Here is a 14,791-nt window from a genome sequence, read left to right as displayed (position 1 = left end):
AGGCTCAGCGGGCGACGGTCAGCAGGGCGCAGGCCTTGGGGTTGCTCATCTCGGTACAGAGCAGGTAGGTGCCGTCGGCGATGGTGGTCGGCACCACCAGACGGTCCGGGCCGGGGCCGGAAATGCCGATGGCGCGCCAACCGCCTCCCTGGTTGTCGGCGGCGCTCTTCCAGAACGGCTTGCCATTGGGCGACCTGGGGGCCGTCAGGTAGTAGAGAGCCTTCGTTTCGTCCGACGGATCGGCGAGGGAGAAGCCGACACCGCGCCCGTTGTCGGCGGGGAAGGTGAGCCTGATCTCCGCGTCAGGCGCGGCCGTGGACGGGGTGATCGTCATCGTGCCCGCGTACTTCGGGTCCAGCGTCGGCCCCGCAGCGACCGGGACATCAGCCGGGTCGTGCTGCCACGGCGACACCGCGGCGATCCCTCCGACAGCCAGTACTGCGCACGCGACCGCCGAGACCCCCGCGAACCGACGCCGGCGGCGGGTGGTCGCGGTACGGAGGACGGTGTCGAAGTCGCCACCGGACTGGCTCGCGTGCCGGTCGGCGATGGTTTGCAGGTCGTTCTGGAGATCACTCATGGTCAGCACCCCTGAGAGTCAGTGACTGGGACAGCGCGGCCCGGGCCCTGGACAGTCGCGACTTGACGGTGCCTTCGGCGATCCCGAGGGCTCTCGCGATCTCGGGCACCGGCAGGTCGCAGACGTAGTACAGGACGGCGGCTTGGCGCGCGGGCATCGGCAGTTGCGCCAGCGCCCGCTCGAGGTCGACCTGCTGCCCGTCGGCCGGATCCCGTACGACGGAAGCCGGCACTCGGCGCAGCAGCGAGGCGAACCGGGTCGCGTTGCGGTGCCGGTTCCCGGCGAGCCGGATCGCGACTAGCCGGAGCCACCCCTCGGGCGACTCGTACCGCGAGACCTTGGTCCAGCGCGGTACCAACCGGACGAACGCCTCCTGCACGATGTCCTCGGCCTCGGCCCGGGATCCGGTCAGCAGCGTCACCACACCGACGAGCCGCGGCTGCTGCGCCGAGTAGAACTCGCGCAGCGCCGTCTCGTCGGACTCCGTCAGCCTCATGACCACCTACACCCCCAGCCCCTCCCAGTGGTTCCATCGAACCTACTGGCGGCCGCCGGGGTCAGGCGACGGCGACTGCGATCTTGCCGCTGACCAGCCCGCTCTCCAGGTCGACGAGGGCCTGCGGGACCTCTGTCAGGCCCACGACGCTGTCGATGCTCGGCACCACCTGGCCGGCCTCGATCAGCTCCCGCAGTACTGCGAGGTCGGCGGCGTTCTCGCGCGAGAGCAGGCTGGTCAGCCGCTGCCGGACGAAAGGCGACAGCAGCCGCGCCCGCAGCTGCCGATCGGTTCCGCCCGCGATGGGACCGCCACCCTCGCCGCCCGCGATGACGGCGGTCCCGGTCTTCGTGAGTGCCCGGCGCAGTCGCCGCAGGGTCGGATTGCCGGCCAGATCGATGATCAGGTCGTACTGCCGAGTGCCGTCCGCGAAGTCCTCGTGGGTGTAGTCGAGGACGTGGTCGGCGCCGAGCTGCTGCACCAGCGCGAGTTTCGCAGTACTGGCTGTGCCGGTGACTTCGGCGCCGAAGGCCTTGGCCAACTGGACCGCGAACGTGCCGACCCCGCCGGACGCGCCCGTGATCAGTACCTTCTGCCCGGCCTGGACCCGGCCCGCATCGCGGAGCGCCTGCAGCGCGGTGAGCCCCGAGATCCCGACCACCGCCGCATGGGTGAAGCCGAGACCGGCCGGCTTCAGCACCAACTTGTCGGCCCGCGCCACGGCGTACTCGGCAAATGCCCCTTCGCCGATCCCGAATACCTCGTCGCCCCGAACGAAGGTGGTCACCCCGTCGCCGACCTCGACCACCCGTCCGGCCAGCTCGCGACCGAGCACCGGATCCTTCGGCCGCCGTACGCCGAAAACCAGGCGCAACAGATACGGCTTGCCGGTCATCAGGTGCCAGGCGCCCCGATCGAGCCCCGCGGTCTCGACCTGGACCAGCACCTCCCCCGACTTCGGCGTGGGCCGCTCGACGTCGGCGACCCGTAGTACGTCGGCGGTGCCGTAGCTGTCCCGAACCACTGCTTTCATGTCCGCCCCCAAGTCTCACCGTACTAAGTACGGCGAGCGTATCGTACTAAGTACGAAACTGCTATCGTCCGTTCGGTGCCACGTTCACAGGGATCCCCGGATCGGCCGCAGCTGAGTCGCGACCGGGTACTGCGGGCCGCCGTCGCGGTGGCCGACGGTGGCGGTCTGGGCGGGCTGACGATCCGGTCGCTGGCGCTCCAGCTCGACGTCAAGCCGATGTCGGTCTACTACTACGTCGCGAACAAGAGCGAGATCCTGGACGGCATCGTCGACCTGGTCTTCGCCGAGATCGAGCTGCCGACGCCGGGCGGCGAATGGCGCGCCGAGATCAGCAAGCGCGCCCACTCGGCTCGCGAGGTACTCCGCCGGCACCCGTGGGCGATCGCCCTGATGGAGTCGCGGACCAACCCGGGTCCGGCGACGCTGCGCCACCACGACGCGATCGTCGGCACCTTCCGGTTGGCCGGCTTCTCGGTGCCACTGGCCGCGCACGCCTATGCCTTGCTGGACGCCTTCGTCTACGGCTTCGCGCTGCAGGAGACGTCGCTGCCGTTCGAGAGCTCCGAGGACGCAGCCGAGGTGACCGGGGCCATGATGGAGCACTTCGCGTCAGGTCAGTACCCGCACCTGACCGAGCTGGCGACGGATCACGTCCTCCAGCCCGGTTATGCGTTCGGCGATGAGTTCGACTTCGGTCTCGACCTCATCCTGGACGGATTGGCGAGATCATTACCAGCTAGCTGACCGGCTGCTGCAGCTCGATCTCGCCGCGGGCTGCTTTGAGCGCGATGTCAGTGCGGTGCTGGGAACCCTTGATCAGGATCTGACCGACACCGGAGTACGCCCGCTGCCGCGCCTCGTCGAGATCCTTGCCAGTGGCGCTGACCGCGAGCACCCGGCCGCCTGCCGTGACCACCTCGCCGTCCTCGACCGTGGTGCCGGCGTGGAAGACGCGGACGCCGCCCGCCTCGGCCTGCTCGATCCCGCTGATCACGTCACCGCTGCGCGGCTTGGCCGGGTACTTCTTGGCGGCGACCACGACCGCGACCGACGCGCCCGACTTCCAGCTCAGCGGCTCGACATCGGCCAGCTTGCCCGTCGCCGCGGCGTACAGGAGTCCACCGAGCGGGGTCTTCAGCAGCGGCAGCAGCGCCTGCGTCTCCGGGTCGCCGAAGCGGCAGTTGAACTCGATCACCCGGGTGCCGCGCGACGTCAGCGCGAGTCCGGCGTACAGCAGGCCGCTGAACGGGATACCGCGCCGGCGCATCTCGTCGACGGTCGGCTGGAGCACCTTCTCGGTGATCTCCTCGACCAGGTTGTCCGGTGCCCAGGGCAACGGAGTGTAGGCGCCCATGCCGCCGGTGTTCGGGCCCTCGTCGTTGTCCGCCAGGCGCTTGAAGTCCTGGGCCGGCTGCATCGGCAGCACGGTGGTGCCGTCGGTGATCGCGAACAGCGAGACCTCGGGGCCGTCCAGGAACTCCTCGATCAGCACCTGCTCGCACCCGGCCGCGTGCTCGAGCGCCTCGGCCCGGTCGGAGGTGACGACCACGCCCTTGCCGGCGGCCAGCCCGTCGTCCTTGACCACATAAGGCGGGCCGAAGGCATCGATCGCCTCGGCGGCCTGCTCCGGCGTCGTACAGACGTAGGCCCGGCCGGTCGGCACGCTCGCGGCGGCCATCACGTCCTTGGCGAACGCCTTCGAACCCTCCAGCTCGGCCGCGTCCTTGGACGGGCCGAAGACTGCGATCCCGGCCGCGCGGAGCGGATCGGCGAGCCCGGCGACCAGCGGCGCCTCCGGGCCGACGACGACCAGGTCGGCCGCCAGTTCGGTGGCCAGCGCGACCACCGCGTCGTGGTCGGAGATGTCCACCGGGCGGCAAACGATCGTTTGCCCGTCGTACGCCGGCTGCAACGCGGCGATGCCAGGGTTACCCGGGGCCGCCACCAGCTGCTCGACCTCGGAGTCCCGGCTGAGCGCCCAGACGAGTGCGTGTTCGCGGCCGCCAGTGCCGATAACTAGAACCTTCACGGGGCCTGAGCCTAGTGCACTTGTGCGTGGCCTGAGTTTGTCCGGACCCGGGCGGTGCAAGACTGCGCCTGACTGGAGGTATTCGATTGACTACGAGTTCCGCACCTGCGACCGCCCGCCGAGGGCCCACCGCAGCGTCGCTGGCGTCCTGGCTGATGTTGCTCCCCTGCGTGGTCATCTTCGCCCTGTTCATCGTCTGGCCGCTCGGCAAGTCCGTCTCGCTGTCGCTGCACGGGTCCGACCTGTTCGGCCGGCCGGACGCCTTCGTCGGGCTGCAGCACTACCGGGACATGCTCGGCAGTTCGGAGTTCCGGCACATCCTGTGGGTCACCTTCGCGTTCGTGCTGCTGACCGTGATCCCCGGCGTACTCGGTGGGCTGGCGATCGTGCTGCTGCTCGAGCAGCACATCAAGGGCATCCGGATCTTCCGGACCGCCTTCGCGCTGCCGTTCGCCTTCTCGGTGGCCAGCGCGTCGGTGATCTTCGCGACCATCTACAACCCCGCGATCGGGCTGGCCAACGGCCTGCTCGGCCGGTTCGGGGTGGACCGGATCGGCTGGCTGACCGACCCGTCCTGGGCGCTGATCAGCGTCGCCATCACCACCGTCTGGATGAGCATCGGCTACAACGTGCTGGTGCTGTCGGCCGGGATCGGCGCGATCCCGCAGGAGATCAACGAGGCGGCCACCCTGGACGGCGCCGGCGGCTGGCGCGCGGCCCGGTTCATCACCGTGCCGATGCTCGGACCGCAGCTGTTCTTCCTGGTGGTGATCTCCACCATCCAGTCGCTGCAGGGCTTCGGCCAGATCAAGATCCTCACCCCTGAGGGCGGCCCCGAGCAGTCCACCAAGACGCTCGTCTACTCGATCTACCACACCGCTTTCGCCAACAACAACAGCGATTTCGGCGCCGCGTCGGCCCAGGCGATCGTGCTGCTGGTGATCCTGTTCGCGTGCACCGCGATCCAGTTCGGCGTCCTCGAGAGGCGGGTGCACTACAAGTGAGGCAACTGACCGTCGGACGGGTCGTCACGTACGCCGTCCTGATCGCCGCGGCCATCGCGGTGATCTTCCCCGTGTACTACGTGATCGCCGGCTCGATCATGTCGCCCGGCCAGATCTCGTCGTACCCGCCGGACCTGTTCCCGCACGGCCTGTTCACCGGCAACTACGAAGGCGCCACGACCTCCGGCACCCCGATCGGCCGGCAGTACCTGAACTCGATCCTGCAGACCTCGATCATCACGCTGTCGCAGCTGGTCACCAGCGTGCTCGCGGCGTACGCGTTCGTGTTCATGAAGATGTGGGGCCGGACCGTGCTGTTCGGCCTGTTCCTCGGCACCCTGATGGTGCCGTGGGAGTCGATCGTGCTGCCGAACTACCTGACCATCACCGGCTGGTCGGTCGGCGGCGAGCGGCTGACCGCGTCGTACGCCGGGACGATGGTGGCGCTGGTGCTGCCGTTCCTGGCGAACGCGTTCGGGGTGTTCCTGCTGCGGCAGTCGTTCCTGCAGTTCCCGAGCGAGCTGCGCGACGCGGCCACCATCGACGGCTGCGGGCACTGGCGGTTCCTGCGCCAGATCCTGGTCCCGCTGAACAAGCCGGCCCTGATGGCGGTCGGCCTGTACGTCTTCCTGGCCGGCTGGAACCAGTTCTTCTGGCCACTGCTGATCGGTGACTCGGCGTCCCGCCGTACGTTGCAGATCGGTATCAGCCAGCTCAACGACGCCGAAGCGGCCGATCCCGGGCTGATCCTGGCCGGAGTCACCCTTTCCATCCTGCCCACCCTGGCCATCGTGATCTTCGGCCAGCGCTTCATCGTCCGCGGCCTGACCGCGGGCGCGATCCGGTAACTACTGTGTCTAATCCGAATGGGGTTCTACCGATGCGACTAGTCCGACAACGGCGTACGGCGGCCGCGTTCTCCCTGCTCGCAGCGCTCGCCCTGGTGGCGACCGGTTGCGGCAGCGGCGACTCCGACTCCGACGCGAAGAGCGGCGGCCAGGACGCGCCCGGCGCGGACGCGCTGGACAAGGCGACCGGCGTCACCAAGGTGACGTTCTGGCACGGCATGAAGGGCGCCAACGGCGAGGCCGTCGACAAGCTGGTGAAGGCGTTCAACGCCAAGAACACCGGCAAGATCGAGGTCACGCCGGTCTACCAGGGCGACTACGACGAGACGATCACGAAGTACAAGACGTCGGTGCAGCAGGGCACCACGCCGTCCGTCGTGCAGATCTACGACATCGGCTCGCGGTTCATGATCGACTCCAAGCAGACCGTGCCGGTGCAGAAGTTCGCCGACAAGGACGGCTACGCGCTGGACTCGATCGAGCCGAACATCGCGAACTACTACTCGATCGACTCGCAGCTGAACTCGATGCCGTTCAACACGTCGATGCCGCTGCTGTACATCAACAAGGAAGCCTTCGTGAAGGCCGGGCTCGACCCCGCCAAACCGCCGGCCAACCTGGACGAGATCATGGCGGCGGCGAAGAAGCTGACCGTCAAGTCCGGCGGCAAGACCACGCAGTACGGGTTCAACGCGGCGATCTACGGCTGGTTCCTGGAGCAGCTGATCGCGCAGTCCGGTACGTCGTACTGCGACAACGACAACGGCCGCAAGGACCTCGCCACCAAGGTGAACTTCGCGGACGAGCAGGGCGTCAAGATCGCCACCTGGTACCAGCAGATGGTGAAGCAGGGCCTGATGCCGAACACCGGCAAGAAGACCGACGATGCTCAGGCGGTGTTCAAGTCTGGGACGTCGGCGATGCACTTGGAGTCGACCGGGTCGCTGCGCGGGTATCTGGATGCGGCCAAGGGCAAGTTCACGGTGTTGACCGCGCCGTTCCCGAAGCTTGCGGCGGACAGCACTGGCGGGCCGATCATCGGTGGCGCGTCGCTGTGGGTTGATGGTGTTGGCCACTCGGACGCTGAGAAGCGTGCGTCGTGGGAGTTCGTGAAGTTCGCTTCCACGCCGGAGCAGCAGGCTGCTTGGCACACGGGGACCGGCTACTTCCCGATCAACTCCAAGGCGCTGGACCTGCCGGAGGACAAGGCGTGGGTGGCGCAGTACCCGCAGTTCACCACCGCGATCACTCAGCTGCACTCCACGAAGCCGACCAACGCTTCGTCGGGTTGCATTCTTGGTGTGATGCCGCAGTCGCGTAAGGCTTCTGAGGACGGGCTGGAGAAGGCTGTGCTCGGGACCGACCCGGCGAAGGCGATGCAGGACGCGGCGGACTCCATCAAGCCGCAGATCGAGCAGTACAACAAGACGGTCAAGAAGTAGTTGTGGTTGGTTGCTGAGCGGCCTGTTCGGCCGCTCAGCAACTCCCACGCACCCTGCAGTTCCGCTCCTTCGTCGCTTCACTTCCGGGGTGCTCCCGCCCACCCTCCTTTGAAAGCCCGCTCCGGGGCGTGGCACCGCCCGCATCGCGACCAGCTAGCCGAGTGTCTCCCCCGGCAGCCCCGCGCCCGGCGAGCACCCACCGCCACCGCAGCACAGCAAATCGCCCCCAGCAGCACCTACCTGCCGAGGGCGATCCGCGTGCGACCTACGCGTCCTCTCCCCGCATGACGCCCAGGATCAACCCAGCCAGCTGATCCACAGTCCTGCGCTGCAAGAACACCGCCACCGGGATCGTCGTCCCGAGATCCTCAGTGATCCGGTTCCGCAGCTGCACCGCCATCAGCGAATCGATCCCCAGCCGATTCAGCCGCTGGCTCCCCTGCACCCGCTCGACCGGAGTCTTCACCACAGCCGCGACCTGTCCGCACAAATAGCTGGACACCGCCGCCAGCGAAGCAGCCTCATCCAGAAGATCCAGCTCAGCCACATCAATCCCTGCAGAACACGATGAGCCCTGCGTGGTGTCGAAGTCCCGCAGCAGCGAACCAGTACGCAACGCCGGAAAGTCCTTCGCCCAAACAGCCGGATCGAACGACATCACCGCAGTCTGCGCCCCGGACCTCCCCAGCAAACGCCCCAGAACAGCGAGCCCATCCGCAGGATCGAACCCCTTGAAGCCACGCTCGTCCAACCGCAGATCGTGGTCGGCCTTGGCGACCCGCCCGGTGGCAGTCCACTGCCCCCAGTTGATACTGAGCGCCGGCAACCCCCGCGCCACCCGATAGTGCGCCAACCCATCGAGATACGCGTTCGCCGCGGCGTAGTTCCCCTGCCCGGGCGAGCCGATCAGCGACGCCGCCGACGAGTACAGCGCGAAGAAGTCCAGCTCCAGATCCTTGGTCAAAGCGTGCAAGTTCCAAGCGCCCAGGACCTTCGGCGGCATCACTGTCATGAACCGGTCAGCGGTGAGCTGAGTGATGATTCCGTCATCGAGCACAACCGCCGAATGAACTACCCCTCGCAACGGCGGCATCGTCGCGGAGATCTCGGCGAACACCTCGGTCATCCGCTCGAGATCAGCGACATCCGCCTGCAGGATCCGCACATCCGCGCCGGATGAACCCATCGCCCGCAGCTCTCCAAGAGCTTCATCGTCCGGACCGCGCCGACTGGTCAGCACCACATGACGAGCGCCCTGCTCGACCAGCCAGCGGGCGGTGAGCAGCCCGACACCGCCGAGCCCGCCGACGACCAGGTACGTCGCATCCTCTCGCACCGGCGAAGCGCCCTCATCCGGCAACTGCCCCGGCGCCAGCCGAGCGGCGTACCGTACTCCGTCGCGCAGCGCGATCTCGTCTTCCAGATCATTGGCCAAGACCTCGGCACACAGCGCGGCAACGTCAGCAGTCGACGGCGACTTCGGCAGATCCAGCATCGAGCACCGCAGATCCGGGATCTCGTACCGGACGACGCGACCGAGCCCCCACAACGCGGTGTGCAGCGGATCAACCGTTGCCCCAGGCAATGCAACTTGCCCGCCGCGCGTGACAAACCAAAGTCTCGGCGGCGCAGCAGTTGCCGCGAGCGCCTGAAGGAGCTCCATCGCGACAACCGTCTCCTGGAGGTGATCTCCGGAGTGCAGGTAGAGGACCGTCCGCAGATCGCCGTACTCGGCATCCACGGTCTTGAGGAGGTGCTCCCAGTAGTAGCCGCCCGACTCCTCATCAGGGCACGACGGCGCCAGCACCGCGGTGACACCCTGCCGTGCAAACTCAGCCTGTACTGCGGTTCCATCGCCGATCACCAGTACGGTTCCGGCTGAGGCAGACTGCCCGACCGGCTCGGCCGGCACCCACGTCAGGTCGTACAGGAGTTGGCGCGCGCGCTGCTGGAACAGCTCCGGCAGATCCCCGCCGAGTCGCTTCAGCTGGAAGTCCTCGATCGCGAGGAGTTGGCGGCCGTCGCTGTCGCCGATCAGGATGTTGCCTCGGACAAGGTCGACCTCGTCGGCGGCCGACGTACGGATGACCTTGCACCACAACGACGTACCGGGGGTCGGCTTGCCTTCGCCGTGGCAGCGTGCCGTGCCGACCGGGAGATAGGTGTCCTGGGCAACTTCTGCGCCGACCAGCAGGGACATCAGTGGCTGAAGTGCGCAGTCCAGCAGCGCCGGGTGGATGGTGTATTGGCCGACGTCACCGGCGATCGATCCGTCGATGGTGAACTCGGCGAGGATCTCGCCCGGCGCGCGACGCAGCGAGGTGAGCGTGCGGAACGGTCCGGTCTGGACGATCCCGCGAGCGGCGGACGCCGCGTAGTGCTGCGCGATATCGAGCTGTTCCTCGTACTGCGTCGGGTCCGGCAGCTCCAGTGTCGCCGAGGCAGCCCGGTCCGGCTCGCTCGCGATGGTCGCGGTTGCGAGCAGCAACCACTCCCCGTCGTCGGTGTAGCAGGCCCAGCGATGAGCGCCTGATTCTTCTTGGGTACAACGGATCTGCAGTCGTGCCGGCAAATCGGCGGTGAAGAAGAGCGCACGGTCGAGACTCAGGTCGCGGACGGAGAACGGAGTCGTGCCGAGGATCTGCCCGCCGGCTGCGAGCGCCAATTCGTGGTACGCCGCACCAGGCAGCACCGGGATGTCGTGGACGCGGTGCTCCGCCAGGTAGCGCAGGCGCCGCAGATCCAGCTCGACGTCCCAGACGTAGGTGTCGCCGGGCGCCAGCCGCACGTAGGTGCCGATCAGCGGGTGCGCAGGGACGGCCGTGGTGGTGGCGAGACCACCCGAACCCACGGTCGTCGCCCGGAAACTCTGCTCAGCGCCGGGCACGCCGAGCTCCTCGCGCCAGTACCGCTCGCGCTGCCACGGGTAGCTGGGCAGCGGGACGTAGCGGGCAGCAGGGTCGTAGAGGCTGTCCCACGGGACAGGTCGGCCGGCGATGTACAGCTCGGCGAGCGCCTGGAGCAACGCGGCCTGCCCGCTGCTCTCGCGCGACATCGTGCTGACAATGACGCCGGTGCGACCGACATGCCGCAGGTTCTGCTGGACGGCGGCCGCCAGCAGCGGATGCGGGCTGAACTCGACGAACGTGTCGACCCCGTCGTTGGCGAGCTGCTGGATGACCTCGCCGAACAGCACCGGCTCGCGGAGATTGTCCATCCAGTACTCCGGGCCGAGGTCGCGGCCGTCGACGATCCGGCCGTGCACGGTCGAGCGAAGCGGAAGGTGACCCGCCTTCGGGCTCAGCGAGGACAGCAACTCGAGCAGCTCGGCTCGCAGCGGATCCATCTGCGGGCTGTGGGAGGCGACGTCCACCTTGACCCGGCGACCGAAAACCCCGCGCGCGGTGAGTTCGTCGAGGATCTCCGTGATGACGGCCTCGTCACCGGACAGCACGGAGGAAGACGGACCGTTGCACACGGCAAGCGAAACTCCGGGGCGCCCGGCAACGATCTCCTCGGCCTCCTGCCGGGACAGCTCGACCGCAGCCATCACACCCTTGCCGCTCGCGCTGCGCATCAGCCGGCTTCGGCGGCAGATCACCATCGCCGCATCGTCCAGGTCGAGAATCCCGGCGACATGCGCGGCCGCGACCTCGCCCATCGAGTGACCGACCACGACGTCCGGGGTGAGGCCGCGCTCCATCCACAACGCAGCCAGCGCGACCTGTACTGCGAAGATCATCGGCTGAGCCACGTCGATCCGGGCCAGCTGCGAGTCCTCTTCGGACGCGACGAGCTCCGCGGTCAGCGACCAGTCGACGTACGGCGCCATCGCGGCTTCGCAGTCCGCGATCTTCGAAGCGAACACCGTCTCGGTGGCCAGCAGTTCACGCCCCATGCCGAGCCACTGCCCACCCTGCCCCGGGAACACCCACGCGGTCGAGTGAGCGGTATCCAACTCGTCCTCGGCATCCCCCGAGACCAGTCCGTCAGCAAACTCTCCCTGCGCGAAGGCATCAAGCCGCGACACCGCCTGCGCCCGCGACTCCGCCACGATCGCCAGCCGCTGCGAGTGCTGAGTACGCCGTACCGCAGCCGAGTAGGCAACGTCGGCCAAGTCGACCTCCAGCCGTGTCACTAGATCGCGGAAGGTACCGGCCAGCTCGACGAGGGCGGCTTCGCTCCGAGCCGAAACCGGCAACAACACCGGCCCGTCAGCGCCACCAATCGACGTGGTGGTCGGAGGCTCCTCCAGCACGATGTGCACGTTGGTTCCAGTGATCCCAAAGCTGCTGACCCCCGCACGCCGCGGCCCGCTCACCTCCTCCCACTCCCGAGCCTGCGCCGCAACCTCGATGTTCATCTCGGCCCACGGAATCGCCGGACTCGGCGTCTCGAAGTTCAAACTGCGCGGGATGTGCCCGTGCTTCACGCACAGCGCCGCCTTGATCAGCCCGACCGCGCCGGCCGCCCCCTCGGTGTGCCCGACGTTCGTCTTGACCGACCCCACCATCAGTGGCTGCCCGTCCGGACGCGCCGCACCCAGGACCGCCTGCAGCGCGCCGAGCTCCACCGGGTCGCCGACACTCGTGCCGGTACCGTGCGCTTCGACGTACCCGACCGTGCCTGGATCGACCCCAGCATCCTGGTACGCCGCGCGCAGGCCGGCGCTCTGCCCCGAGACCTGCGGCGCCATGAACGTCTCGCCATGCCCGTCGTTGCTGGCCGCGCTCCCGCGGATCACCGCGTGCACCCGATCCCCATCAGCGATCGCCCGCGACAGCAGCTTGAGGGCGACCACCGCTGCGCCCTCACTGCGGACATACCCGTCAGCGCGAGCGTCGAACGCCTTGCACTGCCCATCAGGCGCCATCATCCGGCCCTGCGAGAAGCCGATCGCGTGATCCGGGTTGAGGATCATGTTGACCCCACCCGCGAACGCCACGTCGCAGTCGCCCGCCCGCAGTTCGCGCATGGCCAGGTGGACCCCGACCAGCGACGACGAACATGCGGCATCGACCGCGACACTCAGCCCGTGCAGGTTCAGCGCGTACGAGATGCGTCCCGCGTTCCCGCCCCGCGTGCTGCCGCCGACCGTGTGCACATCCAGGTCCTGCAGCCGATGCGACTGCCGATCCCAGTAGTCACTGGTAATCACGCCCATCAGTACCGCGGCATTGAGCGTCGACACCCCGTCGAGCGTCAGCCCGGCATCCTCGAACGCCTCCCAGGCGACCTCCATCAGCAACCGCTGCTGCGGGTCCATGCACTCGGCCTCGCGCGGCGAGATGCCGAAGAACTCCGCGTCGAACTCCTCGATCCGGTCCAGGAACCCGCCGTACCGGCTCATCATCCGGCCGGGCGTCGCCGGCGCCGAGTCGTAGAACTCGTCCACCGCGAACCGCTCCGCCGGGATCTCGGTGATCGAGTTCCCGCCCCGGCACAACAACTCCCACAACGCCCCGACGCTCGCCGCCCCCGGCACCCGCGCTGCCATCCCGATCACCGCAACCGGCTCCCGGCCAACTCCCACTGAACTCACAACCGCATCCTTACCCGACGCACCGAGGTGGTCACTCCCAGTAATAGGTCGCGTGACCTTAATTGCCCTCGGCCCCTAAACCGGGCCCGAACCGCCGACACCCCGATGCGATTCCGAACACTCGTGGGTGCGGGGAATTGACTCGGGGTAGCTCAGTAGTGCCAGTAGGACCGCGCCTCGGCGGTCCAGCTGAGCGGGACCGTCGTGTGGTTGGTGAAAGCCATCCCCTTGCCCCGGGCAAGCTCCAGCGTCCGCGACAACTGCAAGCCGTACGCATGCCGGTTGTCGTCCCACCACTGCTCGAACTGCGTAATGCACGTCTCGCCGCTGAAATACGCGTTCGAGCAGGCATGCGGCGGGCTCCACCGCTGCACGTGACGGAAGTTGACCGTGGTCGCACCGTCAGGCGGCCGGATCGTCCCCACGGCATCCAGGCAGTAGCCAACCCGAGGGATCGTCCACCGCACATAGTGCTGCCGTCCGCCTGCGGAGGCGAGCGGTTGCATCCCAGTGCAAGTAGCGCTGCCGATCTTCTCCGACGTCACCCGCTGGATCTGCGTGAGCGGTCGGCCGGCGCCGTCGTTGTAGCCCTCGAGCAGCACCCAGTCGCCCGAGCGAACGAACCGCTCGGCAGAAGACGGCGGCCAGGTCTTCGGGTCGCCCCACGAGATGTCCGAGATAGCGGCATCCAACGGCGACCAAGTCCACTGACCAGCGGCCACCCCGCCCGCCCAGTACTGCCCGGCCGAACGCTCGAACATCAGCGAGTACTGGCCGTAGTTCTCAGCAGGAGCGGCCACAGCCGGAGTACCGGCAGTGAGCAACGCAGCAGCGAGCACGGCCAAAATCTTCTTCCGCATGAACACCGAGAGTAGTGCTGTTCAGGGGACCCCGGTCCGGTTTATGGTCCAGCAAAGCCTGATTCGAGGAGCTGAAATGCCGGAACCCGTGACCCACACCCTCGCCGTGCCAGGCGCCGATCTCACGTACGACGTACGCGGTGATCTCCAAGATCGGCCCGTGCTGCTGATGATCGGGTCGCCGATGGGCGCGAGCGGTTTCCCGACCCTGGCGGCGCAGTTCGAGGACCGTCCGGTCGTGACCTACGACCCGCGCGGCGTCGAGCGCAGTACCCGGACCAACGGCACCGGCGAGCTCTCCCCGGACCACCACGCTGCCGATCTGATCGCGCTGATCGAGACCCTCGATGCCGGACCGGTCGACCTGTTCGCGAGCAGCGGCGGGGCGGTCAACGCGCTCGCCTTGCTGGCCATCCGGCCCGACCTGGTCAACACGCTGGTCGCGCACGAGCCGCCGCTGGCCGCGATCCTCCCGGACAGCAAGGAAGCTCTGAAGGCCTGCGAGGACATCTCCGAGACCTACCAGCGCGACGGCATGGGCCCGGCGATGGCGAAGTTCATCTCGATCGTCGGCTTCGAGGGCGAGATCCCGGCCGACTACACCGAGCAGCCCGCGCCCGACCCGGCGATGTTCGGGCTGCCGGCCGAGGACGACGGCTCCCGCGACGACGCGTTGCTCGGGCAGAACCTGCGCGGCTGTACGTCGTACCTGCCGAACTTCGACGCGCTCGCCCAGGCCACCGGCAAGCTGGTGGTCGGGATCGGCGAGGAGTCGGCCAACCAGCTCGCGGCACGCGGCGGGAAGGCGGTTGCCGAGCGGCTCGGGCTCGCCCCGGTGGTGTTCCCGAGCAACCACGGCGGCTTCCTCGGCGACGAGTACGGGATGCCCGGCAAGCCGGTGGAGTTCGGGGCCAAACTGCGCGACGTGCTGGCCCGCTGACCGGCGGCCGGCCACCT

Annotated in this window: 11 protein-coding genes; 5 read left to right on the top strand and 6 right to left on the bottom strand. The window is 68.0% G+C overall.

Annotated elements, in window-relative coordinates:
* Window positions 1-4 precede the first annotated feature (4 nt).
* The 3 genes from AB0P21_RS14355 to AB0P21_RS14345 form a co-directional block, all read right to left on the bottom strand.
* The gene (locus AB0P21_RS14355) at window positions 5-580 is read right to left on the bottom strand and encodes a hypothetical protein (RefSeq protein WP_363696740.1); all 576 of its coding nucleotides are present in this window, start codon (window positions 578-580) and stop codon (window positions 5-7) included.
* Entirely contained in the window at window positions 573-1,076 is a 504-nt protein-coding gene (locus AB0P21_RS14350; RefSeq protein WP_363696738.1) for a SigE family RNA polymerase sigma factor, read from the bottom strand. The genes AB0P21_RS14355 and AB0P21_RS14350 overlap by 8 nt, the downstream gene beginning before the upstream one ends.
* 61 nt (window positions 1,077-1,137) lie before the next feature.
* Entirely contained in the window at window positions 1,138-2,109 is a 972-nt protein-coding gene (locus AB0P21_RS14345; protein WP_363696736.1) for an NAD(P)-dependent alcohol dehydrogenase, read from the bottom strand.
* Window positions 2,110-2,184: 75 nt separating this feature from the next.
* Here AB0P21_RS14345 and AB0P21_RS14340 point away from each other — a divergent pair, with 75 nt between their 5' ends.
* Entirely contained in the window at window positions 2,185-2,853 is a 669-nt protein-coding gene (locus AB0P21_RS14340; RefSeq protein WP_363696734.1) for a TetR/AcrR family transcriptional regulator C-terminal domain-containing protein, read from the top strand.
* Here the strand turns inward: AB0P21_RS14340 and purD are convergent.
* Window positions 2,846-4,138: a phosphoribosylamine--glycine ligase gene (purD, locus tag AB0P21_RS14335; RefSeq protein WP_363696732.1), complete on the bottom strand. Its 1,293-nt coding sequence runs from the start codon at window positions 4,136-4,138 to the stop codon at window positions 2,846-2,848. The two genes, AB0P21_RS14340 and purD, sit on opposite strands and share 8 nt — an antisense overlap.
* 155 nt (window positions 4,139-4,293) lie before the next feature.
* Between purD and AB0P21_RS14330 the strand changes: the two genes are divergently transcribed.
* Genes AB0P21_RS14330 through AB0P21_RS14320 form a run of 3 tightly spaced genes read left to right on the top strand, consistent with a single transcriptional unit; the run spans window position 4,294 to window position 7,432 of the window.
* Complete coding sequence (locus tag AB0P21_RS14330; protein WP_363696730.1) at window positions 4,294-5,142, top strand: sugar ABC transporter permease; 849 nt, start codon at window positions 4,294-4,296, stop codon at window positions 5,140-5,142.
* Window positions 5,139-5,990: a carbohydrate ABC transporter permease gene (locus tag AB0P21_RS14325; RefSeq protein WP_363696728.1), complete on the top strand. Its 852-nt coding sequence runs from the start codon at window positions 5,139-5,141 to the stop codon at window positions 5,988-5,990. The genes AB0P21_RS14330 and AB0P21_RS14325 overlap by 4 nt, the downstream gene beginning before the upstream one ends.
* Before the next feature lie 32 nt (window positions 5,991-6,022).
* Window positions 6,023-7,432, top strand: coding sequence for an ABC transporter substrate-binding protein (locus AB0P21_RS14320; protein WP_363696726.1), 1,410 nt, complete (start codon window positions 6,023-6,025; stop codon window positions 7,430-7,432).
* A 265-nt stretch (window positions 7,433-7,697) separates the two neighbouring features.
* Here the strand turns inward: AB0P21_RS14320 and AB0P21_RS14315 are convergent, their stop codons facing one another.
* Window positions 7,698-12,974, bottom strand: a complete 5,277-nt coding sequence (locus AB0P21_RS14315; RefSeq protein ID WP_363696724.1) for a type I polyketide synthase — start codon at window positions 12,972-12,974, stop codon at window positions 7,698-7,700.
* Between the two features lie 152 nt (window positions 12,975-13,126).
* A complete protein-coding gene (locus AB0P21_RS14310) occupies window positions 13,127-13,834 on the bottom strand; it encodes a hypothetical protein (protein WP_363696722.1) in 708 nt (235 codons plus the stop codon).
* Between the two features lie 76 nt (window positions 13,835-13,910).
* Here AB0P21_RS14310 and AB0P21_RS14305 point away from each other — a divergent pair, with 76 nt between their 5' ends.
* A complete protein-coding gene (locus AB0P21_RS14305) occupies window positions 13,911-14,774 on the top strand; it encodes an alpha/beta hydrolase (RefSeq protein WP_363696720.1) in 864 nt (287 codons plus the stop codon).
* Window positions 14,775-14,791 lie beyond the last annotated feature (17 nt).

Origin of the sequence: Kribbella sp. NPDC056861 (genome assembly GCF_040687575.1) — a bacterium.
Classification (GTDB): Bacteria; Actinomycetota; Actinomycetes; order Propionibacteriales; family Kribbellaceae; genus Kribbella.
Note: the sequence above shows the minus strand (reverse complement) of the source record. Positions and strands in the feature narration are given on the sequence as shown.